This is a genomic window from Kitasatospora sp. NPDC059327, assembly GCF_042752535.1.
In the GTDB taxonomy this organism is placed as follows: Bacteria; Actinomycetota; Actinomycetes; order Streptomycetales; family Streptomycetaceae; genus Kitasatospora.
This window is the reverse complement of sequence record NZ_JBHYYB010000073.1, coordinates 1-23,946: the sequence shown is the minus strand read 5'-3', so window position 1 is coordinate 23,946 and position 23,946 is coordinate 1. Positions and strand designations below refer to the sequence as shown.

Annotated in this window: 18 protein-coding genes and 1 pseudogene; 12 read left to right on the top strand and 7 right to left on the bottom strand. The window is 70.9% G+C overall.

What is annotated here, in order from left to right; all coding sequences use genetic code 11:
* Positions 1–2: 2 nt before the first annotated feature.
* Positions 3–719, top strand: coding sequence for a dTMP kinase (locus ACFXHB_RS32505; protein ID WP_380578367.1), 717 nt, complete (start codon positions 3–5; stop codon positions 717–719).
* Complete coding sequence (locus ACFXHB_RS32500; RefSeq protein WP_380578366.1) at positions 716–1,864, top strand: IMP dehydrogenase; 1,149 nt, start codon at positions 716–718, stop codon at positions 1,862–1,864. The genes ACFXHB_RS32505 and ACFXHB_RS32500 overlap by 4 nt, the downstream gene beginning before the upstream one ends.
* Positions 1,865–1,875: 11 nt before the next feature.
* Here ACFXHB_RS32500 and ACFXHB_RS32495 read toward each other — a convergent pair whose 3' ends face one another.
* Entirely contained in the window at positions 1,876–2,388 is a 513-nt protein-coding gene (locus ACFXHB_RS32495; RefSeq protein ID WP_380578364.1) for an NUDIX domain-containing protein, read from the bottom strand.
* Between the two features lie 148 nt (positions 2,389–2,536).
* On the opposite strand from ACFXHB_RS32495, the gene ACFXHB_RS32490 reads away from it, so the two are divergent.
* Genes ACFXHB_RS32490 through ACFXHB_RS32470 form a run of 5 tightly spaced genes read left to right on the top strand, consistent with a single transcriptional unit; the run spans position 2,537 to position 7,464 of the window.
* Entirely contained in the window at positions 2,537–3,529 is a 993-nt protein-coding gene (locus ACFXHB_RS32490) for a hypothetical protein (RefSeq protein WP_380578361.1), read from the top strand.
* Positions 3,526–5,136: a PEP/pyruvate-binding domain-containing protein gene (locus ACFXHB_RS32485; protein ID WP_380578359.1), complete on the top strand. Its 1,611-nt coding sequence runs from the start codon at positions 3,526–3,528 to the stop codon at positions 5,134–5,136. Before ACFXHB_RS32490 ends, ACFXHB_RS32485 begins: the two co-directional genes overlap by 4 nt.
* A complete protein-coding gene (locus ACFXHB_RS32480; RefSeq protein WP_380578356.1) occupies positions 5,133–5,783 on the top strand; it encodes an HAD family hydrolase in 651 nt (216 codons plus the stop codon). The genes ACFXHB_RS32485 and ACFXHB_RS32480 overlap by 4 nt, the downstream gene beginning before the upstream one ends.
* A complete protein-coding gene (locus ACFXHB_RS32475; protein ID WP_380578354.1) occupies positions 5,780–6,670 on the top strand; it encodes a class I SAM-dependent methyltransferase in 891 nt (296 codons plus the stop codon). Before ACFXHB_RS32480 ends, ACFXHB_RS32475 begins: the two co-directional genes overlap by 4 nt.
* Positions 6,667–7,464 carry a hypothetical protein gene (locus ACFXHB_RS32470; protein WP_380578351.1) on the top strand — a complete coding sequence of 266 codons (798 nt, stop codon included), beginning with the start codon at positions 6,667–6,669 and terminating at the stop codon, positions 7,462–7,464. Before ACFXHB_RS32475 ends, ACFXHB_RS32470 begins: the two co-directional genes overlap by 4 nt.
* 377 nt (positions 7,465–7,841) lie before the next feature.
* Here ACFXHB_RS32470 and ACFXHB_RS32465 read toward each other — a convergent pair.
* The 4 genes and pseudogenes from ACFXHB_RS32465 to ACFXHB_RS32450 all read right to left on the bottom strand — a co-directional run bounded on the left by ACFXHB_RS32465 (position 7,842) and on the right by ACFXHB_RS32450 (position 13,441).
* Positions 7,842–9,109: pseudogene (locus tag ACFXHB_RS32465) on the bottom strand (IS256 family transposase).
* A 181-nt stretch (positions 9,110–9,290) separates the two neighbouring features.
* The gene (locus tag ACFXHB_RS32460) at positions 9,291–11,420 is read right to left on the bottom strand and encodes a hypothetical protein (RefSeq protein WP_380578349.1); all 2,130 of its coding nucleotides are present in this window, start codon (positions 11,418–11,420) and stop codon (positions 9,291–9,293) included.
* Positions 11,421–11,912: 492 nt separating this feature from the next.
* Entirely contained in the window at positions 11,913–12,617 is a 705-nt protein-coding gene (locus ACFXHB_RS32455; RefSeq protein ID WP_380578347.1) for an SDR family oxidoreductase, read from the bottom strand.
* A 26-nt stretch (positions 12,618–12,643) separates the two neighbouring features.
* Positions 12,644–13,441: a helix-turn-helix domain-containing protein gene (locus tag ACFXHB_RS32450; protein ID WP_380578345.1), complete on the bottom strand. Its 798-nt coding sequence runs from the start codon at positions 13,439–13,441 to the stop codon at positions 12,644–12,646.
* 270 nt (positions 13,442–13,711) lie between these two features.
* Between ACFXHB_RS32450 and ACFXHB_RS32445 the strand changes: the two genes are divergently transcribed.
* Positions 13,712–14,557, top strand: a complete 846-nt coding sequence (locus tag ACFXHB_RS32445) for a helix-turn-helix domain-containing protein (RefSeq protein WP_380578343.1) — start codon at positions 13,712–13,714, stop codon at positions 14,555–14,557.
* 178 nt (positions 14,558–14,735) lie between these two features.
* Positions 14,736–15,953 carry an acetyl-CoA carboxylase biotin carboxylase subunit family protein gene (locus ACFXHB_RS32440; RefSeq protein ID WP_380578342.1) on the top strand — a complete coding sequence of 406 codons (1,218 nt, stop codon included), beginning with the start codon at positions 14,736–14,738 and terminating at the stop codon, positions 15,951–15,953.
* Positions 15,954–16,499: 546 nt separating this feature from the next.
* Here the strand turns inward: ACFXHB_RS32440 and ACFXHB_RS32435 are convergent.
* Positions 16,500–17,012 carry a hypothetical protein gene (locus ACFXHB_RS32435; RefSeq protein WP_380578340.1) on the bottom strand — a complete coding sequence of 171 codons (513 nt, stop codon included), beginning with the start codon at positions 17,010–17,012 and terminating at the stop codon, positions 16,500–16,502.
* Entirely contained in the window at positions 16,993–17,358 is a 366-nt protein-coding gene (locus ACFXHB_RS32430) for a hypothetical protein (protein ID WP_380578338.1), read from the bottom strand. Before ACFXHB_RS32430 ends, ACFXHB_RS32435 begins: the two co-directional genes overlap by 20 nt.
* A 381-nt stretch (positions 17,359–17,739) precedes the next feature.
* Here ACFXHB_RS32430 and ACFXHB_RS32425 point away from each other — a divergent pair, with 381 nt between their 5' ends.
* The 3 genes from ACFXHB_RS32425 to ACFXHB_RS32415 all read left to right on the top strand — a co-directional run bounded on the left by ACFXHB_RS32425 (position 17,740) and on the right by ACFXHB_RS32415 (position 23,864).
* The gene (locus ACFXHB_RS32425; protein WP_380578336.1) at positions 17,740–18,057 is read left to right on the top strand and encodes a hypothetical protein; all 318 of its coding nucleotides are present in this window, start codon (positions 17,740–17,742) and stop codon (positions 18,055–18,057) included.
* Positions 18,058–18,355: 298 nt separating this feature from the next.
* The gene (locus ACFXHB_RS32420; protein WP_380578334.1) at positions 18,356–18,877 is read left to right on the top strand and encodes a hypothetical protein; all 522 of its coding nucleotides are present in this window, start codon (positions 18,356–18,358) and stop codon (positions 18,875–18,877) included.
* A 46-nt stretch (positions 18,878–18,923) separates the two neighbouring features.
* Positions 18,924–23,864, top strand: a complete 4,941-nt coding sequence (locus tag ACFXHB_RS32415; protein WP_380578332.1) for a helicase-related protein — start codon at positions 18,924–18,926, stop codon at positions 23,862–23,864.
* Positions 23,865–23,946: the final 82 nt, after the last annotated feature.

Below are 23,946 nucleotides of genomic sequence, written 5' to 3'. Positions count from 1 at the left end.
CCGTGCCCACCACCGAAGCCCGGCCCGCGGGTGTCCTGGTGTCCACCGAAGGACTCAGCGGCGCCGGCAAGAGCCACCTCACCCACCTCGCCGCGCAGCGGCTCGACACCGACCTGCTGTGCGTGGAGGAGTTCTCCCGGCGCCGTCACCGCCGCGACGACCTCGGCAGCCGTATCATCACCGCCCTGGCCGAGGCCGCCGCGGGCGACCAGTTCCTGCGCGCAGGTGCGCCCGCCAGCGAGTCCCTGCTCCTGCTCGCCGTACAGATGCACACCTGGGAGACGACCCGCGCCGCCCTCGCCGCGGGAGCCACCGTCATCGAGGGCCGCAGCGTCCACTCCGTCGCGGTCTACCAGGGCGCCGCCCTGCACCCCGACGACGACCGGGCCGCCCTCGCCCGCGCCCGCCTGATCCTCACGGAGGCCGCCGCCTGGCGGCCCCTGCCCGAGCTCGTCATCCTCCTCACCGACGACCCCGCCCGCGCCCTGGCACGCGCCGAACGGCGCGACCGGCGCCGCTACACCCCCGAGGAGCACACCGTCCACCGCCGCTGCGCCGCCCTGTTCGAGGCGCTGGCCGCCGACGACCCGCACCGCTTCCGCGTCCTGGACCGCCGCGCCGAGCCCGACCCCCACGCCGGGGCCGCGCTCATGGCCGACTGGATCCGCCACGCCCGCCCGCAGCACGGCCGCCCGCACCTCGAAGGAGTCCCGGCATGACCCACGATCCGATCCGAACCGCGCTCAGCTTCGACGATGTCCTCCTCGTACCGAAGCGGACCTCCCTCACCAGCCGGTCCCTGGCCGACACCTCCACCGAACTGCTGCCCGACATCACCCTGCGCATCCCCGTCGTCTCCGCGAACACCCCGTGGTGCACCGGCGCGCAGATGGCCGCCGCGATGGCCCGCGCCGGCGGGCTGGGCATCCTGCACCGCGCCTGCACCCTCCAGGACGCGGCGGCCGCCGTCCGCGACGTCAAGGCCCACACCGCGGGACCCGACGACAGCGGGGCCAGCGTCGACGGCCGGGGCCGGCTGCGGGTGGGGTCGGCGATCGGCGTGCGCGGCGACTGGACCGAGCGGGCCCAGGCCCTCGTCGAGCAGGGGGTGGACGTCCTGGTCGTCGACGTCGCCCACGGGCACGCCGACTACGTCCTGGACGCCATCGCCAAGCTGAAAGCCACCCACCCCGCCGTCCCGGTGATCGGCGGCAACGTCGCCACGCCCGCAGGAGTGCGCGACCTGATCGCCGCCGGCGCCGACGCCGTCAAGGTCGGCATCGGCCCGGGCGGCATCTGCACCACCCGCGCCGTCGCCGGAGCCGGCATCCCCCAGCTCACCGCCGTCCTCGACTGCGCCCGGGCCGCCGCCGAACACGGCGTGCCGGTCATCGCCGACGGCGGCATCAAGACCTCGGGGGACCTCGTCAAGGCACTCGCCGCCGGCGCGACCACCGCCATGCTCGGCAGCGCCCTCGCCGGAGCCGACGAGAGCGCCGCCGCCCTCGTCCACCACGGCGGCCGGCCCCGCAAGGTCAGCACCGGCTACACCACCCTCGGAATGCGGCTCACCCTCCAGCGTGCCGCCGGCCGCGACGTCACCCGCGAGGAGCTCGATGCCTACCTCCCCGAAGGCGTCGAGGCGACCTACGAGCCAACCGGGCCACTGCACCGAACCCTCCGCCCGCTGCTGGCCGGGCTGCGCTCCGGCATGTCCTACAGCGGCGCGGCGACCCTCGCCGCACTGCGCGAGCACGCCGAGTTCGTGCGCATCACACCCGCCGGCGCCGCCGAGAGCCGCCCGCACGCCCTCGGCCGCACCGCGCAGATGCCGCTCGACTACACGCATCTCGCCACCGGCTGACCCCCGGTCGGCTACGCCTTGAGAAGCGCGACGAACCTGAACAGCTCCTTGGCGTAGACGCGCAGGTCGTCGGCCACCTCCGGGTCCTGGGCGACCTCGGCCTCGCTGAGCCAGCGCACCTCGTGCACCGGCTCCTGAACGGGCCCGTCACCCTCGGCCAGCGCCAGGAACAGGTGGTCGACGTGCACGTGCCGCTCACCGGTGTGGTTGTCCGGCGATACCGGGAACTCCACCACCCACCACGGCACCGGAACCCCGGCGTGCGGCGCGCCCGCCGGCAGCGCCGCACCCGGCCCCGGCAGCAGACGGGCGACCCACCCGGTCTCCTCCAGGATCTCCCGCACCGCCGCCTCACCAGGATGCTCGAAGTCCTCGACATGCCCGCCCGCGAGCATCAGGCACTCCAACCGCGGATGCCACACCAGGGCCAGCACCCACCCCTGCGGCGTTCCCCGGAAGACGAAACTGCTCGCCGTCGGCTCCTTGACCATCGTCTCCACCCTCTGCACCGATCCCGTCGCCATCGACCTCCGGCGCCCCGCTGCCACGGCCGCCGCCCAGCCCCCGAGCCTCCCACAACCACGTCCCCACACAGACCACTTCGCGCCGCATGTCCCCCCAACGCGTCTCGAACAACCACCGCCCGCAAGTCGGCTCACCCGGGAGGACCGCATGCACACCCGCTGGAACGACACCGTCGTCCAGGACTACGAACTCAGCCGCCCCGACGCCACCCCCCTCGAACTCGACCTCTACACCACCTCCCTCACCACCTGGCCCACCGTGCTCATCGGCGACCCCGCGACCTTCGGGACGCTGCGCCGCACCGGGATCGTCGACATCCCAGTCCCAGAGCACGAGCGCCTCGCAGCCGCCCTCGCCGCCCACCTCGCGGCCCCCGCTCGCGTACGGGCCCTCATCGCCGCGGCCCTCGCCCGCGAACAGCGGTCCGGCCAGGCCCTCGCCACCGCCGAACAGGCCCTGGACCACGCCGACGCAGCGGCCGCCTCCGCCTCCCTCGCCGATGCCACCGGCGCCTTCCTCAAGGTGATGTCCACCCACATCGTCAACTGGCTCCTGCCGGAGCAGCGCTGGGAGGACACCTTCACCCGCCTGCTGGACAACCGGCATGCCGCCCGCGAATGCCTGCTCGCCCTGGCCACCCCCGACGACACGGGCCACCTCCTCGACGCCCACCAGGGCGCGCTGCACGCCGCCGCCGCCGTTCGCGCCGGCCGGCCGCTCCAGCACGCCGCCGCCGAGATCGCGGCCCGTGCCGGCACCCTGTACGGCGTCGGCTCCCCGGCAGTCGCCGCCATGCCCCTCGAGGACCCCGCCAACGCCGCCCACCTGATCCAGGGCCTCCTCGAGGAGAACGACCACGAACGCCAGCTCGCGGCGATCGCCGCAGGGCGCAGCCGGGCCCTGCTGCTGCGCGACGCGTGGCAGGCCGCCGCGCTCCTCGCCGCCGCCGGCGACGACCGCGACGTCAGCTCCGTGCGCGCGACCGTTCTCGTCCTCGGCTGGGCCGCCGGGAGCGAGGAGCGGCGCAAGGTCCTGCGCCATCGCTACCTTGCCGCCGGCCGCCGCTGGTGCCACCTCACCGACCGGGACCCCACCAGCGTCACCACCACGGACCTCCTCACCGCCGGAGCCGCCCGATGACCCACACACCTGCCCTCCTGAGGCTCCAGCAGGCCTTCGACCTGCGGCACGCCGGTGGGAAGGCCGCCGCCCTCGCCCGCCTCCACCACGCGGGCATCCCCGTGCCCGACAGCCTCGTCATCCCCGCCGACACCACCGACGACCAGCTGCACGCCACGGCAGACGCCATCGAGCGCTGGGCCCGGCACCGCGCACCCCACGGACTGATCGCCCGTTCCTCCGCCACCACCGAGGACGGACAGCGCCACTCCTTCGCCGGCCTCTACCTCTCCTGCTTCACCCCCACCGACCACGCCCCGCTCCTGGACGCCGTCCACGCCGTCCGGGCCTCCGCCACCAGCACTACCGCGGCCGCCTACGCCACACGGCAAGGCATCGACGGCGACGTACGCATGGCCGTCCTGGTCCAACCCGCGCTGTGCCCCGCCGTCTCCGGTGTCCTCGCGGCCGAGGTCGCCGCTGGCCGGTGCACCACGTGGCGGATCGAAGCGGTCCACGGGCTCGCCGAGCAGCTGGTCGGCGGCGAGGCAACGGGCGAAGTCCACAGCGGCGGCAGCGCCCTGCCGGTGACCGCCTCAGACCAGCAGTTCGTCCTGCTTCCCGGCACCCCCGCACAGCTGCGCACACCGCCCGGGGAGTGGCTCGTCCTCGACACCCTCAACGGTCCCGTCCGGGCGAAGGTGCAGACCTCGGGGCAGGGCCTTCTGCGCCTGCACCTGCCCCGTTCACTGGCCGCCACCCGGATCCTGACCGGCCTGCACCGCGACGCGCTGCTCGGGTTCGCCGTCCGGGCGGCGAACGCCCTCGGCGTCGGGCAGGTCGACGTCGAGTGGACCATCGGCCCCAATGGCTCCATCACGATCGTTCAGGCGCGTCCGCTCACGGCAGCGCTCACCCCGGCGGCAGCACCGACACCGTCCACGGACGCCTGGCGTGGACATCCTGCCGTCGCCGGCACGGCCTCGGGACCCGCCGTCCACCTTGTTGAGGGCGACCCGCGACCGGGCGCGGTGGTGATCTGCGAGGCCCTCGGCCCCGAGGCGGCCGGCGCGCTTCTGAACGGCCCGGCCGCCATCGTCGCCACCCGCGGCGGGCCCCTGTCCCACACCGCCATTATCGCTCGCGAGTTGGGAATCCCTTGCGTCACCAACCTACGCGAAGCTCGGACCGTCGCCGCAGACACCGTGCTGCTGGTCGACGGCAGCGCGGGCACCGTGCGGCCGGCAACCGGCGTGCCGGCGCAGCGCACCGCACCCCCGCCCCCACCGGTAGGCGCAGCTGCCGTCACGACACGCCTGCCTGCCGCCAGTGTCGCAAACGCCCCGACCGTCACGCTCGTCATCCACGATCCACACGACGGACCCCTTTCCGGCCTTCTCGACCGGATCGCCGCGAGCACGGCGCCTGGCGCGGTCGGTGTCCTGCTGATCGATGAGGACGCCCGTATCGGCACCGTGCGCCGGTTCGAGACCGTCGACCTGCCAGGCGCCGGTCGGTTGCTCTGGCCCGCCGAGAACGGCTCTGCCCCGGCGCACCTGGTCGTTCTCGGCCCCGACGGGAACGTGATCCACCAGCGCGCTGCTGCGGCGGCCGGCGGTGCCCGGTGAGCGAGCCCGACCACCTGCAGAACGCCCTCGGGGTCGTCCTGGACTGGGACCGCACCATGGTCGACAACGGCGCGGCCCAGCACCAGTCCCTCGTTCACGCGCTCGAGCCCCATGGCTTCACGATCACCGCCAACTGGTACGCCGGCCACGTCGGCCTCCCGGTCCGCGAGGCCCTGCGCCTGCTCGCCGACGGCAGGCCGCTGCCCGTCGAGGACGTCGTCCGGGAGAGCCGGGCCTACCTCCTGCGCGAGGGTGCGCCCGCACCGATCCCGGTCACCCTCGACCTCGTGGATCGGGCCCGGGCCCGCGGGCTGCCGCTGGCGATCGCCTCCAGCGCGGACGCCGAACTCGTCCACGCCGGCATCCGACACCTCGGCCTCACCGGTGTGTTCGCGGCCGTGGTGACCGCCGAGTCCGTCACCCGGGCGAAACCCGCCCCGGACCCCTACCTCGAAGCCGCCCGCCAGCTCGGCCTGCCACCGACCAGCTGCCTCGCCGTCGACGACGCACCCGAAGGAATCCACTCCGCGCTCGCCGCCGGCATGCGCGTCCTCGCCGTCCGCGACGGAGCCCTCCACCCGGTCCCGGCGCCCGCACCCCACTGCCCCGCCCACCCACCCGCACCGACGGAGCCCATCACCCCATGACGTCGCACAGCGAACCGCACCCGACCCCGGCCCGGTCCACAGCGCGCCCGGAGCCGGAGTACGCCCGACCTGGGGAGATCTTCGCCGGGGCTGCCGGCCACTACGCCGCGTCCAGGCCCCCATACCCGGACGCCCTCATCGACCGCCTCGAGGCGTTCGTGCACCGCTTCCCCGGCGGTCGCGTTCTGGATCTCGGCACCGGACCCGGCGTGATCGCTCTCGCCCTTGCCGCGCGCGGCATCCCCGTCACGGCCGTCGACCCGTCGACCGACATGCTCGACGAGGGACGACGCCAAGCCGACCAGCTCCGTATCAGGGGCATCGAATGGACCGAAGGGAGCTCCTACGCCCTGCCGCCGGTCAAGGACGTCTGCCTGACCATCATCGGTGACGCCTTCCACTGGATGGTCCCCCGGGCAGCCACTTTGGCCTCGCTCGACCGGTTGATCGTGCGGGACGGCGCGGTCGCGCTCCTGTCCCGCCGCTGGCACGGGGAGCCGAAGCTCCCCTGGGAACCGGTCCTGCGCCGCGTGCGCGAACGCCACCTCGGCACCGACCTGGCCGCCGGGCCCTCGGGCGAACCGAGCCGCCGCGAAGCCGGCACCCACGAGCAGATCCTCGCGGCCTCCCCGTTCCCGCACACGCACAAGGAGTCGACCGACTACGAACTGCGCCTCAGCGTCGACCAGCTCGTCGCCTGGCAGTTCTCCCACGCACAGACCTCCGTCGCCGCCCTGGGCGACCGCCGCGAAGCCTACGAAGCCGACCTCCGCCGCGAACTCCTGGCGCTCGAGCCCGCAGGAGTACTGCAGACGCCCAGCCGCGCCCACCTCCTGATCGCCGCACGGACGCCCTGGTCCTCCCTTCCCGGCGGCCGAGCACGATGACGATCCCAGCCACAGCCAGGCGCGCCTGGTCCAACCTGCCCCACCCGGTACTGTCAGCGGTCCTGGAGCACACCGGGAACATCCACTGCGCCACCCCCGTGTCCGAAGGCATGAACTCCACCGTCGCGTGCGTAGTCCAGGCGAAGGCCGGCACGTTCTTCGTCAAGGCAGCCCCGTCCGACCACCCGTACGCCCGGCTCGACACCGAGGCCGCCATCAACCCCTTCGTCGTCCCGCTCTCACCGACGCTGCGCTGGCGCGCCGACACCCACAGGTGGAACGTCCTGGCGTTCGACTACGTACCGGGCCGACCCGCTGACCTCAGCCCGAACTCCCCGGACCTGCCCCTGGTCGCGCAAGCCGTCACCCGACTCGGCACCCTGCGAGTACCTTCCCGCCTACTGCAACCTGTCAGCAAGCTGTTCCCTGGCGCGGACGCCGGCGAGCTGGCACAACTGGACGGCGACGCTCCGATCCACGCCGACCTGAACCCGCACAACTTCCTCATCCTCGGCACTGCCCAGGTCGTCGACTGGGCATCACCCAGCCGTGCATCAGCCTGGCTCGAGGTCGCACTCCTGCTGCTGCGCCTCATCGATGCCGGACACACCCCGGATGCCGCGAACGTCTGGGCACAGCAGTTCGACTGTTGGCGCACCGCCCCCGAGGGCGCAGTGGCAACCCACGCGGGCATCAGCGCCAAGGAGTGGCGCGCGGCAGCAGAGGGAACGCCCAGGACGTGGATCCGCTCTCTCGCCGTCGCAGCAGACCGGTGGATGACCTTCGTGTGCTGAGGCAGGAGCACGTCGGCGGGCCCGGGAGAGGGTCGCCCGCCTCGCCCGCGCCACCGCCGAGGCGGGCGCGCCGCCGGGTCTGTCCAAGACCCACGCCCTGACGTCCTCCGGCACCGCTGCCCTCGTACCGGGCAGCTACCACCTCGCGCTCCAGGTCAACGGCCGACGCCCCCGGCGCTGCTGCGCATCGCCGACGAGCGACCCACCTGACGGCCCTGTCCCGCTCAGAGTTCTCCGCCATGGGGCCGGCTCCGCCAGGCCCGTACATCCCATGCCGACCACTGCCCGAGTAGGAGCATCGTTTGCCACCCGTTGATTCAAGCACCGCCGTCCCTCTCGCCCGGGCGTGTAAGGGATTTCGTGTAAGTCCCCTGTGGTCATTGGATGCTGAGCCGGTCCTCGAAGAGTGAGAACTGGTTCAGCGCCTCCTTCCAGTGTGCGGCGACGTGGTTGACGTCGCGTGCCTTGGGGTTGATCAGCTCCCGAACCGCGAGGTAGAGGACCTTCAGCGCGGCCTGTTCCGATGGGAAGTGGCCGCGGTTGCGGGTGGCCTTTCGCAGCCGGGAGTTGATCGACTCGACCATGTTGGTGGAGTAGACGACCTTCCTTATCGCGGGCGGGAAGGCCAGGTAGGGCGTGAACTCGCTCCACGCGGCCCGCCAGGTCCGCACCACCGCTGGGTAGCGCACGCCCAGATCGGAGACGGCGAAGTCCTCCAGAGCCAGCTCGGCGGCCTGCTCGGTCGGCGCGGCGTAGATCGCCTTCAGCGCCGGCACCAGCTTGGAGTGGTCCCGCACGGACGCCAGGCGCGGGGACGCGCGGATCAGGTGGATCACGCACGTCTGCACCGTCGCCTTCGGCCAGGTCGCCGTGACCGCGTCGGGCAGGCCCTTGAGCCCGTCGCAGCGGACGATACACACGTCCTCCACGCCGCGGTTGCGCAGTTCGCTCAGCACGGCCATCCACGTCGTGGCGCCCTCGCCCTCGGCGCCGACCCACAGTCCCAGCACGTCCTTGCGGCCGTCCATGTCCACCCCGACGGCGGGGTAGACCGGCTTCGAACTCACCGATCCGGAGCGGATCCTCACCCACAGTGCGTCGATGTAGACGATCGGCCAGACCGTGTCCAGAGGCCGGTTCCGCCACGCGGCCAGCTCGTCGGTGACGGCGTCGGTGACCTTGCTGACCAGGTCGGCGCCGACCTCGACACCGTAGATCTGCGCATGGTGGGAGCGGATGTCGCGCACCGACATGCCGCGCGCGTACAGCGACGGGATCCGCTCGTTGAACCCCGCCAGGCGCCGCGCGTTCTTCGGGATCAGCCTCGGTTCGAAATCGCCGTTGCGGTCCCTGGGCACCGCCACCGTCACCGCCCCGACATCGGTCAGCACAGTCTCGGCGAGGTCCCATTGCGACTGTTGCCCGAGCCCCGGCCCGCCGGATCGTGCTTCTCATAGCCCAGGTGCTCGGTCATCTCCGCATCCAGAGCCCGCTCCAGCACAGCCCGGGTGACCTGCGTCAGCAGCCCGCCCTCACCCAGCAGCGCCGCTCCCGAAGCGTCCGCGCGGTCCATCAATCGCCCGACGACCTCGTCCACCAACCGCTCATCGACCGGCTCGGCGACCGGCCCTTCCTTCTCGCCCATGTCCTGTCCGTTCCGGCCGGCCAGAGCCCTCAGCCGGGCCCCGGCCAGCCTCCCAGATCACGGACTTACACGAACTATCTGACACGCTCGCCGCTAGCCCGCAGGCTGATGAACACTGGCCGGCCCGCCTCGGGTCCCGGCTGCGCCAGGAGGTGGAGGCGCGGTCGCTGGCCCCGCCTCATCAAGCATCATCAGTTGGAACACCCGGTCGGCTGATGGGTCGACCGCCGGACCGGGCGGCGATTTCCGCACGAATGCTGGTCACCGCGGTTACGCGCTGGTTGAGCAGGAGTCTGGTCGCCCGGTCGGCCGCGGCTGTGGCGGCGGCCGCGGCCGCCCGCCGGGCCGCGTCGACCGACTCGAATCGGTGCCGGGAGCGCATCACGGCTGCGTGGGCGTCGCGGGACTCCGCAGCCACTGCGGGGGAGAGCCTGAACCGGCGGAGTGCGTCGCGCTGGTACCAGTCGCGTATGCAGGTCACGGCGAGCAGCTCGCTGGCACCCGCGATCTCCTCGTCCTGCGTTCCCTGCCGGGCCCGCGTTCTGGCCCTGCGGATCTCCGAGCGGACGTCCTCCCAGACGGTGCGAACGCTGGGATAGTCGCGCAGGTCAGTACGGGCGGCCAGCGCCAGGTTGATGCACTCACTGATGCCGGCCTTGATGGCCCGCCCCCGGGAGCAGCAAGCACACAGCCCGGCCGCGCCAGGAGCGCCGCAGTCCGCACACGGAACGGCCAGCCGGGCTGCCTCGGCACGGGCGTTCCGGCTCGCCTGTCCGGCCAGCGCCGTGGCTGACGGTCCCGCAGTGGGGTGCCCGACCGGCACGGCGGCCGCGTTGTTGGCGTGCCGTGATCGGCTGATCGCGCCCTCGACGAGATACCCGCAGGGGACACACTCACGGCCAGTCACCACGTCGATCCCGCTTTCGCACTCGACCCGCCCACAGTCGCTGGCACGGCGAAGCCCTATCCGGACCAGCCAACCGTACGGGCTGGCGATCGAGGTGGCGGAGGCGATCCTGAACCGCAGACGCCGCACTACCCGCGCGATGTCACCTGCGACATCCCGCACGGCCGCGCCCGCGGCCCGCGCAGCCTCCCGCTGTTCCCAGGCGCTCATCAGCGGCAGCAGAACCGCGGCCTCCTGAAGTACACGGTGCGCCGCGATCGACATGCTCAGCCGCGGCAGCGCCGCCCCGGCCCGAGGCCCGGGCAACACCGGCGTGCCGGACGGAGTGCTTCCCGGACGCTCCCGGGCAGGAGCGCAATTCCTCGCGTGTGCACGCGCTCCACCGGCAACGGTGGGAACCCCCAGCTCGGCTTCGCCGGAAACACCAACAGCGACATCAACCTGACCATCGGTGCCGAGGTGATCGGCGTGAGAGGCGTGAAGGGCTTTAGCAGCGGAGTTCTCTGGAACCTCCGCACCATCCGTGGGTCCCGGGACCGCTACCTGCGGGGTTGTCCCAGCGTACTGCCGGCGTGGCCGCGTTGCAGGAGCGGCGGTGTCGCAATGGGCTGCGGCGGAGCGCCGCCGGGCGGCTTTCATCGTCGCCCAGTCCTGGGCCACCATCGGCACCACGATCGCGCCACGCTGGCGCAGTCGGCTGCCGGTCTCCCGTCGGACGAGCTGGATCGCTCCCGCAGTCTGAAGGCGTTGAAGGATACCCGCCGCGCCTGCCGGAGTACAGCCGTTGCCCAGGAGCCGAGCGAGCGTCGCCGCTGCCCGACCGCGCTTGCACACCCGCCCAGAGCACAGTCGGACGCGTCCGTCCGGTCGTGCCTCAAGTACGAGAAGGAGCAGCGCGAGCCGGTCGGTGGCGGCGCCGCGGCCCGTGCGGGAGGCCAGCAGCCCAGGCGGGGTTACTCGGCCGTCCCGGTGGCGCCACCCCGGGCCGAACAGCCGCTCCACGAGGCGAAGCAAGGTGGCGAGCGCGGGGCGGTCGAGGGCGAGTGGGTGCCCGCGGTCGCCGGCCCGAGTGGCCTCGATTTGCTCCGGGACCCCGACGAGCAGGCCCCGCACGGTGCCGGCCTCGCGGAACCGGCGGCGGGTGACGAGCGTGGAGGCCGTTCGTTGCCGGTTGAGGGACTGGTGGATGGCGGAGGCGGAAACCCCGAGCCAGCGGCCGAGCTCCGGGGCGGCGGACGTGGTTGCGCAGGTCCGCGCGAGTTCGGCCTTGGCGATGGTCACAATGCGCAGCAGTTGATCGGTGTCGTTGAGACGCGCCGCCGCAGTCGAGCGAAGGGCGGTGTGGATGGCCGCCCGTAGCCGCAGCCGCATCGGCTCGTCTAGTCGCAGCGGTTCCAGCCCCACGACGGAAGCGGAAGATGTGGGGTCCTCTCGCGAGCCACGGCGTGTTGACGCGGTGTCACGGCCAGTAGACCTGGTAGGAGGCGCGCACGCGTCTGCGTGACAAACGGGAACGGAGTCAGGCATCATCAAGGTGTCTCTGCTGGAGGTGGAGGCAGCACGAACCCCTGGGGCCGGCTATCGCTCCCAGGGCTGGCATCGCCTGTTGGACCCGCCCACGGCTGGGCGGTCTACCGGGTGGCGGGTCCTTCTCGAGGGCGGCCGCCCGGGTCGTCGCCGGATGTGACGTGAGCGCGAACTCGGTCATCCGCCGGCGGTGATGGGAAGGGCCTGCCGCCGGACCTGGTGCTGGTAACACCGGTGTGCAGGCGGCAGCCCAGCGGCCCTGCTCCATCGCGGAGCGGGCCGCACGATCCGTCAGCTCATGGTCGACCTCTTATCTCGCCTCGAGTGCTGGTGGGCCAGTCCCGCCGACGTGTGCGGCAGGGTGGGAGTTCAATGCCCCATGGACGCGCCGCTGTCGACAGCGAGGACCTGGCCGGCGATGTACGCGGCCTCGGGTGAGGTGAGGAACAGCGCGGCCAGCGCGATCTCGTCAGCGTGCGCCAGCCGGCCCAGCGGTACCTGAGCTGCCAGGCCCTCGACCATCTCAGCATCGAGCGCGTTGAGGATCGCCGTGTCCGTCAGGCCAGGGGAGAGGGTGGTCGCCGTGGTGCCGAGGGACGCGAGTTCTCGTGCCAGGGATCGGGCCAAGCCGATCAGACCCGACTTGGAGGCGGTGTAGTTGGACTGTCCCGCCTGCCCGTGGAGGGCGGAGGCGGAGGAAGGGAACAGGATCCGGCCCGCGCGGCGGCGGATCATCCTGCGCGCCGCCATTTTGGCCATTCGGTAGGCACCGGTGGCATTGGCGTCCAGCACCGACGTGAAGTAGTCCTCGGACATCCTCGGCAGCGGCTTGTCGCGAGCTGCTCCGGCGATCGACACCAGCACGTCGACCGGGCCGTGCTGCTCCTCGATCGCGGCGAACGCCGCGCTGAGTTCGTCAGGTTGCGTGATGTCGCGGGGCACCGACAGGAAGCCGGCCAGTGCCGGAGTGGAGCGATAGGCGATCGCGGCGCGGTCGCCGGCGCCTTGAGGTCCCTCGGCGTTGGCGATACCGGTGCCTCGGCCGGCGCTGGTGGTCAGGACTTTGTGGCTCACGGCCTTGTTCCCCCGAGGACTTCTGCTCAGCTGGCTTGCTGCAGGATCGGCATGATCTGGCGCTGTGTCCGGGTGTGCTCCAGGCGCCGGGACAGGGCCGCGGCGGTGTCCATCGTGGCGTCGGCCAGCCGCTCGGCCCGCCGCTGCAGGTAGGCGTCAGGGGCGAGGAGGCTGACGGAACCGACGAGCACGGAGCCGCGCCACAGGGGCATGGACAGCATCGCCCAACCGGCGACGGGGGACGGAGTGCGCGCGTACCCCTGGATCTTGATGCGTCGAAGGATGGCATTGCCCGCGCTCAGGTCGTCGAGGCTGGCGAGCATGACCAGGCCGGCCGCATCCTGGTGCAGGGGCGCCCGACGAAGGACCGGTCCCGCGTCCGAGGTCGCCAGCGCGGCCGCGAAGTCGTGGCGGTTTCCATCGGCGATGTCGACGCAGATCCTGCTGGGCGTGCCCAGCAGGAGGTGGCTGTGCAGAGCGACGACCTGGTTTGTGCGGCGCTGAAGGTGTGAGAGTTCCTCGGAGATCGCCGGGGAACTGGCGGGCAGGGCGGTCAGCGCGTCCTGGTTGTGTCCCGTGGCGCTGGGGTGGGCGATGGAGTAGGTGCCGTAGGTCGGCTGGACGAAGGTGTGTGTGCGCACGCCGGACTGCAGGATGCGGTGGGCGGTGGAGCGGGTGAGGCCGCTGTGGGCGATCACCTCGGCGAGCGTGTGCGCGCCCGGGCCGAGTTCGATCAGCGCCCGCAGCACCAGGTAGGCGCGTTCCGCGGAGCTGTTGTGTTCGTGGTCATGGGCTTGAAGCTCGTGCGGTGGCTTCGGCATCATCAGGCCCCCCAGGTCTGTGAGCGTGCGCGGGTTGGTGGACGAATGGCGAATCCAGATGCCAAGTCGCCCCGTGGCCTTAAAGATGTAGTCGAACTGGTCGCCGTTGGCCAGGAAGGACCCCTTCCGGAAGTTGCACGTCAGGAAGGCCTACCTGCCCGCCGATTGGGCCTGGCCGTACGGAATGCTTGAGAGTTGAGGGCGCGCCGGGAGGCCGCTGCCGGGAGAGGAGGAACCTCGTCGGCCGCGGTCGCCGGTGCCTGGACGAGGGGGATGCAAGTGACGACCGAACGTCAGGGGAACGGCGGTGCGCCGGACCAGAAGGAGCAGTTCCAAGCGCTGCTGGTCAGGTGCAGGAACGCTGTTGAGGCAGGCCCGCCGGCGGCCGCCATCACGACGCGCGGACGGCGCCGTGGTCTGTCGCAGGAGCGCACAGCCTCAATGTTGGGGGTGTCCGTTCGGTCGTACGGGGACTTCGAGCGTGGCCTGACCCGTGCGGAGCCCGAGTTCCTGGATCGCGTGGCCTCCGTGCTGCACATGAGCGCCCACGAGCGGCACGCGATGTTCCTCCTGTCCACCGGACAGGAACCTCCGCAGCCGTTCACCAGCCAGCTCACGTCAGTCCCTGCCTACCAGCTGGCACTCGACTCCAGTGTCCTGCCCGGCTACCTGTCCAACCGCTGCTGGGACATCGAACTTACCAACCAGGCGTTCCGGGACATCTGGGCCGACAAGGAGCTACCGACCAATGTCCTGCGCTACATCCTGATGACCAAGCAGGCACGTGAGAGAGTGCTCCTTGACTGGGACGAGGGGTGGGCACTGCCCTTCCTCCGCCAGCAAAGGGCCGCGCTCGCCGCTTCGCCCTGGGAGCCAGGCCTGGTGGAGCTCCAGCGCGAACTCGAGGACGTCGCCAGCACCGACAGGGCGCTGCGTAAGCTGATGAGGCGTTCGATGGATGACGAGTACATCCACCCGAACGGGGATACACGGCTCATCAACCACCCCAAGTGGGGTCCGACCCAGATCACACTCCTGATGACCCGGCCCCTCGACGCGGCCTCGGCCCACCGATTCGTCTGGCTGGTCCCACCCAAGCCGATCGACCAGATGCCCTGACCCGCACGGTCCGGGACAAGCGCTTCCCCTGCGCCAATCCGCTCCGGCGCGCAACCACCGACCCCCCACCGTGCGTCATCACCTCATCGGCAACAATGCTTGAGCACAGCGCACTTGCGGTGCTCGGCGGCGCCGCGAGCGGCGACGGACCCTATGACAAACGAGGAGATTGCGCCCCGTGCCCTCACAACCGGCAGTACTGGTCGTCGGCCCGAGCAGGGACCACGCAGCTGACCTGCAAAGCGTCGCCGAGACCCGTCCGATCGCCTTCCACGACCCCGACTCGAACTGGGGCGGACCCGACGCGACCGCACCGACGGCGGGTCTCGACGGCATCGGAGGTGAACCGCCGGCGGGCCTGCTGGCGCTCACAGCAGAGGCCCTGCCGCAGGCCGCCGACCTGGCTGAAACGCTCGGTCTCCGAGGCCCGTCCAAGGCATCGGCCGACGCCTCCACCGACCGCTCCGTCGCGCGGATCCTGCTCGCGGAAGCAGGAGTGCCCACTCCGCGAGGCACCCGGGTCGACTCCCACCAGGACGCGGCCGCCGCAGCGCTGTGGACCGGCTACCCCGTTGTACTGCGCCCGCTCGCGAACCTCGGCCACTACGGTGCGATCCGTGCCGACACGCCCGAAGACCTCCAGGCCGCGTGGACGTTCGCGCACACCGCGTCCCTGGCGGCACAGACCACCCCCGGGGCTGTTCTTCTGGAACGCGCTCACGGCGGCGAGCACGTCACCCTTCAGACCATCACCAGCGCTGGACTGACCCGGGTGGTCGCCGCGGCCCGGACGGCATTCACGAACTACCCCCTGCTCCAGCCCACCTCCCACCTCGTCACCGCGGAGGAGATTGACCCGGACCTCGCACAGCTCGCGGCCCGCGCGATCCAGGCCATCGGCGTCGACCACGGCGTAGGGCACGTGCACATCGTGATGGCCGTACTCGGCCCGGTCATCACTGACGCAGCCGCCCACCTGCAGGGTGACAGCGTCCCCGAACTGGTACGACTGGCGACCGGCGTGGACCTGCTCCTGGCCGCGATCCAGACCGCCACCGGCCAAGAGCCCGCCACCACGCCCACCCGGCGTGCGAGCGCGGCCGTCGCCCTGATCCGAGCGGGGGCCGACGGCACTGTCACCGGTCAGGCCGTCGATCCCGGACTCCTCGACGCACCCTGGCTGGCCAGACTGACCTGGGAGACCCCCCTGCGCGGTTTGGTCCAGGCTCACCCAGCCTCGCTGCTAGCCCGGTGCGTCGTCACCGGTCCCGACCCGGACACCTGTCTGAACAACCTCGAACAGGCCCGCCGGTCCGTCCAGGCGACCGTACAGTCCGACCACGCGTGGTCTCACAGGAGAGGGGTGCATGCCTGGTACGAGCCCGCACCCCTGTGATCCAAATCGCACCTGGTCGGCGACCCGTACCCGGCAGCTCTTTCACAGCGGGCCCCGCGCGCACCACCACCGTCGTCGTCTGCCTCTCGGACTCCCGCGCCATGTTCGCCGGCGGCCTGGTCGTCTCACACGGCAGACCGTTCGTCATGAGGGGATCCCAGCCCGGGACCGTCGCCACCCCCGATCGACTGGCCACGATGCCCCCGGGCCGTCGTCAGCGGGCACGGACCGATCACCGACGCGTCCGCCATCGAGGCCAACCTGCGCTGAGTCACCGAGCTCGCAGCCGCCGGCCAACCCGCCGGCGCGCCCCCGCTAGAACTCGCTCGGGCCTTGGACCTCGGCGCCTTCGCACACCTGCGTGAGACCGAGTGGCGGGTCGCGAACCTCTACCGCGCCTACCGCGAACTCGATCCAGAGCCCGCCACTCGGCGAACTGCTGCCGGTGGGGCCCATCGTGGCGTAGATGACCCAGTACATCCACCGCGCGCCCTGCTCTACCTCGCCTGCGCACCGCCGCGGCCCGCATCGCCGGAGGCAATCTCCTCAGCGCCGCCCGCTCCGTGCATGGCGCAGCCGCGCCACGGCCAGTCGCTGCGCCTCGACCAGGCTTCGTTGCCGAGGCGCAGCGGCAATCGGAGCCGGGGACTCCTGCGGGGCGGGCGCCCGGACGATCGTCTGCCGTTCCAGCCTCGTCCCAGCCAACTGGTACACCTCGCTCGCAGCCCTGGCGCCCACCGCCACCACCTGCAACAGCATTCGCGCGTCCGGGCCGGGCAGCGCATCACGCAGACGGTAGACGATCCGCCACTGAGGCGCCTGCCCTCCCGCGACCCTGAACTCGTTCTGCGATAAGTCGAAGTAGAGCTTCCGGCAGTCGGACAGATCCGGATGCCTTGCCATCGCGTCCAGCGGAGCGCCGCGGATCTCGCCGCGGGTGAGCTGGCTGATCCTGATGAGCGCGATCCGCTGCAGCTGGGACGTTGGCAGCGCCAGGATGTCGGCGCCCACATGCGGGTGATGATCCCCGCGGTACAGGTCAGGCCCTTCCATCGGCATCCGGTCCCCTTCCGACACCTCCGGCGCGTCCCGGAGCGGAATGCACCGTGGTGGCGTCGTCCTCGGCATCCGCGACCAGCTGTTCCAGGGCCGCATTGCTCAACCCTTCGCCCGCTTGGGGCGCGGAGGCCAGACGGTCCACGACCATCGCGGCATCGACTGTGCCGGCGGCCGCCAGCAGCGCCTGGAAGGCGCTGAAGGAGAGCAGAACTGCCTGTGGCAGATCCTCCTCCCCGATCACGATTGCGGAAGACGGATCCTGCGTGAGCTGCTTGACCAGGCTCCGCAGGGTGCCGGCCGCTCTGCTCGGCGAGATCATCTCGGGAGGAGTCACGTTGATGTCCACGGCCCTAAGGTAGCGAGCCGTGCCCGGGACAGAATCCCTTTCGGTCGGTCCCGGCACGTGAGCACAAGTCCTCAGATCCCGCGGAGCGGAACCGAGCAGGGCCACCCTGGGGCGCATCCCGCTCCGCGGGAACTTCACCAGTGTCCGGGCGCGCGCCGGCCCTGCCATGCACTTGTCTGGACACCCGAATCACAGGTCGTCCGCGGGGGAGGCAATCCATGGCGCAGGCACCAACTGCTCTGCTTCTCACGCTCTTTGTGATCGGCGCGCTCATGGTCGCCGCCGCTCTCGGTGAATCCCGAGCCGTCGCCAAGCAGCCGCGCAGGACGCCTGGGCGGCGCCTGCCCGCGGGCCCGATCGTCGTGCCGCAGGTGAGGTGACATGGAGGGACACGCTCGCGCGCTGACAGCAGACCCAAGGCCGGAACCCGCTTCGCCCGGCGACAACGAGCCTGTCGAGCTGGCCCCCGAGCACCTGCGCCTGTTGGAGCAGCTGGCCGCCAGCCGCACCGCGCGCCAGGCCGGCCCACTGTCGGGCGCGGAGCGGCCGTCCAGCGCGCCCGTCCAAGCAGCCTCCGACGATCTCGTCCGGGAGAACGAGCGCCTACGCGCCTACGTCGCGGTGCTGGAGTCGGCCGTGACCCTGCTTCTCGAGTCAGCGCCGGTCACCGGCGACATGGAACCGCCCACGCCCGGTTGAGCGGAACCCGCCGCCGGGAGCGTGTCAGAGCGGGGCGGCTGTCCCGGCCCGCGGGAAACACGAGCCAGCCCCGCCTGTGCTTCCCACGGAGCGGGATCTGATCACCCACCACATGCATGGCAGGACCATCCTCCTGCACGGTGAACCGGACACCCCGACGCCGCATCGAACGGCCGCCCACAGGGTCCCCGGCCAGCCCGGCACCCCACTGACCTGAAAGCCTCACAACTCCGTCCCTCAACAGGTGACAACCTCACCTCCGCTGACCGCCCCACCAACGGAGCACCAAGGAGAAGCGATGGCGATCAACCGATACGGCACCGAGGCCCGGGCCTACTGGCGCAGGTGGCTGCCCAAACGGTACGCCGCCCTGCCCGATCCGGTCGCGTTCTTCACCGCGCTGGGCGAGCAGGTCGAAGCCCAGGTCGGCGACCTCTGGGATCAGCATGTCATCGCCGATACCGCACCGGCCGACGAGACGCACGAGAACCGTGTCGCCCGCCTCGCGCAGCTCAAGGCCCGCGCCGAGCACGAGGTCCTCGACGAGACCGTACGCCTGGAACCCGAGCCCGAAGCCGGCCTCGACGACGAGGACGACGGCCTGGAGAGCGACGAAGCCCACGAGGCCCGACTGGCCCACCTTGAGCAGCACACGGAATGGGTCAGCACCACCACCGACGCGCTCCTCGACGGCCACCTCCACCTGAGCGACCTCGACGACCAGCAGCTTCGCCATGTCCTCGACTACATGACGCCGTCCTTCCTGCGCTTGTTCGGCACGTCGGTGGAGGACCTGCGCGCCCGCGGACGCGACCTGTAGCTCCCAACGGCCCGACCTCACCATGACGCGAAGCACGGAGGATCTCATGTACCAGACCCCTGGCCAGCTCGCCGACCTGGATAACGAGGCCGCGAGCCGTGGGATCCACCTCCGTGCCCAAACCAGTTGGGCCGACAGCCTGTGGCAGTACCGGCTCTACCTCGTCCACCCTGACTCGCCCAAGGCCGGCTTCGACGAGGTCGGGCGGCACGTGCTTGTCCGGGTCAATGAGGATGACACCGTCCACGAGATCGCTGGCCCCCGTCAGCTGGTTCACACCGAGTGGGCCGAGGATCTCTTCGACCGGCTGACGCACGCCCAGCGGTTCTCCGGACTTCCGCCCGTCGCGATGACGGACGATGGCGGAACCGAGCCCGCACTCCTGGCCGCCGAGCACCGACTCACTGCCGAAGCCCTGGCGGCCCCGCCGCCTGCCTACCCCGAGTGGGCGGGCGCCGCAGCCATCTCCTCGCCGGCGCAGACTGGCGACACCCCCGACAACGACATCCCCGTCAGCCTGGACGATCTCCGTCCCGGCGACCACATCGAGCACCTGGCCGACCGGCTCGAGTACCTGCCCAACAGCGACGAAACGATCGAAGCCCACATCGTCGCCGCCCACGGCACAGACCTCGAGGTGCAGGACATCGACGGCGACGACGAGCCGTACGAGATAGCCCTGGAACAGGTGGTATCGGCAACCCGCCCCGCACCGGTCAACACACCGCGCTTCCAGCCGCGAGGCCAAGACGATCTCGCACCGTCCGGACCGCTCGCGCGCATACGCGCGAACATCGCCGCCATCCACGTGCTCCATCGGATACAGCATCGCGGCCGACCCGCCACCAAGGCCGAACAAGCAGTGCTGGCCCGCTGGAGCTCCTGGGGTGCCGTCCCGGCCATCTTCGACCCCCGCCAGAGGGACTACGCAGGCATGCGAGCCGAGCTGCGTGGCCTCCTCACCGAGGAGGAATGGCACGCGGCCGAGGCCAGCACCCGCAACGCCCACTTCACCGACGCGGCCCTGGTCCAGCCGATCTGGAACACCCTCCAAGCCCTCGGCTTCCAGGACGGCAAGGTTCTCGAACCGGGCTGCGGCAGCGGCAACTTCCTCGCCTTCGCCCCCGACGGCGCCGCCATGACCGGCGTCGAACTCGACCCCGTCACCGCGGCCATCGCCGCCGCCCTCTACCCCGACGCCGAGGTCCGCGCCGAGTCCTTCGTCGACACTCGGGTCCCGAACGGCTACTTCGACGCCGCGGTGGGCAACGTCCCGTTCGACGAGATCGCCCTTCACGACCCCAACCACAACCCGTTGCGCCTGGCCACCCACAACCACTTCATCGTCAAGGCCCTCGACCTCGTCCGGCCCGGAGGGCTGGTCGCGGTGCTCACCAGCCGCTACACCCTGGACAGTACCGGCAAGAGCGCGCGCCTGGAGATCGCCAGCCGCGCCGACCTGGTGGGCGCGGTCCGCCTGCCCGCCGGCGCCCACCGCAGGGCTGCCGGCACCGAGGTCGTCACAGACCTGCTGATCCTTCGCCGCCGCGACGGCACACCGCCCGAGGTGCCCCCGGACTGGATCGGCCTCGCCCAGGTCCCCGTCGACGCCGACAATGCCGTCCTCGTCAACAGCTACTTCGCCAAGCACCCGAAGATGGTCCTGGGCCGCCACGGCCTGACCAGCGGCAGGTTCTCCGCGCAGGAGGTGACCGTCCGGCCCCGCCCGGACGAGGACCTCGCCGACGCGCTGACCGAGGCCCTGGCGACCATCACGACCCGGGCCCGCGAGAGCGGCCTGACGATGAGCGGGAATCGCGATGCCCGCCAGCGCGCCGCGGTCGAAGCGCAGGCCCAGCGGATCCAGCGTGCTCACGAGATGTTCGGCGACGACATCCAGCGGTTCCAGGGCACCCTGATCGACCAGGGTGACGGAACGTTCCTGCAGCTCGTCGGCCACGAGATCACCGAACGCGGAGTATTCAAGAACTCAGCCGAGGAACTGCGTTCCCTGCTGCGGCTACGCGACACCTACGTCGAACTCCTCAGCGCCGAATCCACGGGCGACACCGAGCAGGCCACGACCCTGCGCGCCCAGCTCAACTACCGCTACGACTCCCACACCGCGCTGTACGGACCGATCAACAAGCGCGAAGCCCGCCGTGACCGCCGCACCGCCCACGGCTCGTTCCGCACCGACCCGTACGCCGCCGGCGTGTACGCCCTGGAGATCTACGACCGGGACACCGGGACCGCCACCAAGGACGCAATCTTCGCCCGTGCGGTCACCAAGCCCGACATCGAGCGGACCACGGCCGACACTCCCCAGGACGCCCTGGCCATCAGCCTCAACACCTCTGGAGAAGTCCGCCTCGGCGAGATCGCCCGACTTCTATCCCTGGACACCCTCGAACAGGCCCGTGATGCCCTCGGCGACCTTGTCTACAACGAGCCCGGCACCCAGCGCCTGATTCACGCCCCTACGTACCTCAGCGGAAACGTCCGCGAGAAGCTCGACGCAGCGCAGAGCGTCCTGCACATGGTCTCCAACGACCTACGCGACCACCACCCCCTGCAGGCCAACGTCACCGCCCTGCGCGCGGTGCTGCCACCGGACAAGCAGCCGGGCGACATCAACGACATCCGCATCGGCGCCACCTGGATCGACGCGAGGTTCTACCAAGACTTCCTTCAGCAGCTACTGCAGACCAAGTACCTCACCGTCACCCGTGACTCCGGCGCCGACTGGGACGTCGACGCACCGAAGGGCGTGCGCGAGTCCAGGGCCGCCACCACGGTCTACGGCACCGAGACACGCGACGCCGTCGACCTGTTCAAACGGATGCTGCGCCGCTCCTCCCTCGTCGTCCACCCGCCCAAGCCTAGGGAGGACACCAGCCCGGAGGAGATCAGGAACGGCAAGATCTGGGCAGCAAGTCAGACGGAGCAGGTCGTGGCGAAGGCCGACGAACTCGACCGGCTGTTCGGCGACTGGCTGTGGCAGGACCCCGACCGCGTTCGTGAAGTCCTCGCCACCTACAACCGGCTCTTCAACTCCCAGGTCCCTTACCAGGGCGACGGCAGCCACCTGACCTTCCCCGGAATTTCCGACGAAATGCCACCGCGCCCCCACCAGCGCGCGGGCGTCGCCCGGGCCCTCGTTGAGCCCGGCAGCGCGTTCCTCGACTACGAGGTCGGCTTCGGTAAGACCCTCACCATCGCCATGACCATCATGGAGATGCGCCGCCTCGGCACGGTCCGCAAGCCGGCGATCGTGGTCAAGAACGCCACTGTCAACGGGTTCCGCAACGACTTCCTCAAGGCCTACCCCAAGGCTCGGGTCCTCGCGATCGACAGTGCCGACTTCGACAAGGACACCGCCGCCACCTACATCGCGCAGATCGCCAACGGCGACTGGGACGCGGTCATCCTGCCACAGAGCCTCTTCAAGCGGATCCCCCTTTCCGGCCTCGGCCAGCAGCAGTACATCGCCAACGAGACAGCCGAGTACCGCGCCCGGATCCACAAGGTGATCACCGGCAGCGACGCGGCCCTGAACCCCGCGCTCAACCCCGGCGCGGACCCGCTCACCGCCGACACCCTCGACACGGTGGCCGCCCACGTCATCGAAGGCGCCCGTCCCGACGCGGGTGTCCGCGACACCGTCAAGAGACTCCAAGGCGACCTGAAGCGCCACACCCAGCGCGCCCAGCGAGTCCTCACCAAGACCTCCACCACCGGTATCAGCTTCGAGCAGACCGGCATCGACTTCATCGCCGTCGACGAGGTCCAGGACTACGCCAACGGAGACGTCGGCGCCAACAACAGCGAGCTGGCCCTCACGGTCTCCGCCCAGGCCCGCGACCTCCGGGCCAAGATCCGTGCCCTGGCCAACGCGTACGGCCCGAAGGTCGGGCTCGGCTCGACCGGCACGCCGTTCCCCAACGCCATGTCCCAGGCGTTCGTCATGATCGAGCTCTTCCGCCCGGACCTGCTGGCGCACGCCGAACAGCTGGCCTTCTCGTCCTTTCAGGCGCAGCACCTGCGCGAGACCATGGCCCCCGAGATCTCCCCCGAGGGCACGCCGCGCATCAAGGAACGCATCGGCGCCTTCATGAACGCGTGGCAGTTTCACCTCCTGTGGAAGCTGGTCGCGGACGTCAAGACCAAATACGACGTCGACCTCCCGCGGCCCGACAGTACCGACGAGACCATCGTCGTGCCGGCCACCGACGCCGACCGCGACTTCATGCGCGACATCGCCATCCGCGCGGAGGAGGTCCGCGCCGGCGACGTCGAGCCGTCCCAGGACAACCTCCTCAAGATCTCCAATGACGGTCGGATGGCCGCCATGGACCTGCGCATGGTCGGGCGCGAACCGGACGGCCCCGGCAAGCTGGACGCCGCAGCCGACCGGATCGCCGCGATCCACCACGAGTACAAGGCTCGCCGCTACACCAACCGGCAGGGCGATCCCAGCCCCCTGCCCGGCGCACTGCAGCTCGTCTTCGCAGACCGCGGCACCGCGTCGGACGACAACCGTAAACTCGGCAAGTTCATCGCCTACGACTACCTGCGCGACGAACTGATCCGCCGCGGCGTCCCCGCCGACCGCATCCGCTACGTCCAGGAAGCCAAGACGGCGGACGAGAAGGAACAGCTCTTCGCGGACGCCCGCAACGGCAAGATCTCCGTGCTGATCGGCAGCACCGAGACGATGGGCGTCGGCGTCAACGTGCAAGACCGCGCCATCGCGCTCCACCACATCGACTGCCCATGGCGGCCCGCCGACGTCACCCAACGCGAGGGGCGGATCGTTCGCCAGTTCAACCAGCACTTCGAGCTCGGCATCCCCGTCGGCATCTACCGTTGGGTCAAGGAGGGCTCGTTTGACTCGTTTATGTGGCAGACCGTCGAACGCAAGGCCCGCTTCATCGACCAGATCCGCACCGGCCGCGAGCTCGAGGAACAGGACCTAGAACGCTGATGAAGATGTTGGGTTCTGGCCCCACCGCGTGAGCGGTGGGGCCAGACTCGTTTCTGTGGCGATGGGGGAATGGGCCGGGGAT

Bases quoted from the DNA above. Each gene is read 5' to 3' on its own strand.
- ACFXHB_RS32500 (WP_380578366.1), top strand. From the start codon at position 716: ATGACCCACGATCCGATCCGAACCGCGCTCAGCTTCGACGATGTCCTC.
- ACFXHB_RS32495 (WP_380578364.1), bottom strand. From the start codon at position 2,388: ATGGCGACGGGATCGGTGCAGAGGGTGGAGACGATGGTCAAGGAGCCG.
- ACFXHB_RS32490 (WP_380578361.1), top strand. From the start codon at position 2,537: ATGCACACCCGCTGGAACGACACCGTCGTCCAGGACTACGAACTCAGC.
- ACFXHB_RS32485 (WP_380578359.1), top strand. From the start codon at position 3,526: ATGACCCACACACCTGCCCTCCTGAGGCTCCAGCAGGCCTTCGACCTG.
- ACFXHB_RS32475 (WP_380578354.1), top strand. From the start codon at position 5,780: ATGACGTCGCACAGCGAACCGCACCCGACCCCGGCCCGGTCCACAGCG.
- ACFXHB_RS32470 (WP_380578351.1), top strand. From the start codon at position 6,667: ATGACGATCCCAGCCACAGCCAGGCGCGCCTGGTCCAACCTGCCCCAC.
- ACFXHB_RS32450 (WP_380578345.1), bottom strand. From the start codon at position 13,441: ATGATGCCGAAGCCACCGCACGAGCTTCAAGCCCATGACCACGAACAC.
- ACFXHB_RS32445 (WP_380578343.1), top strand. From the start codon at position 13,712: ATGCAAGTGACGACCGAACGTCAGGGGAACGGCGGTGCGCCGGACCAG.
- ACFXHB_RS32435 (WP_380578340.1), bottom strand. From the start codon at position 17,012: ATGCCGATGGAAGGGCCTGACCTGTACCGCGGGGATCATCACCCGCAT.
- ACFXHB_RS32425 (WP_380578336.1), top strand. From the start codon at position 17,740: ATGGAGGGACACGCTCGCGCGCTGACAGCAGACCCAAGGCCGGAACCC.
- ACFXHB_RS32420 (WP_380578334.1), top strand. From the start codon at position 18,356: ATGGCGATCAACCGATACGGCACCGAGGCCCGGGCCTACTGGCGCAGG.
- ACFXHB_RS32415 (WP_380578332.1), top strand. From the start codon at position 18,924: ATGTACCAGACCCCTGGCCAGCTCGCCGACCTGGATAACGAGGCCGCG.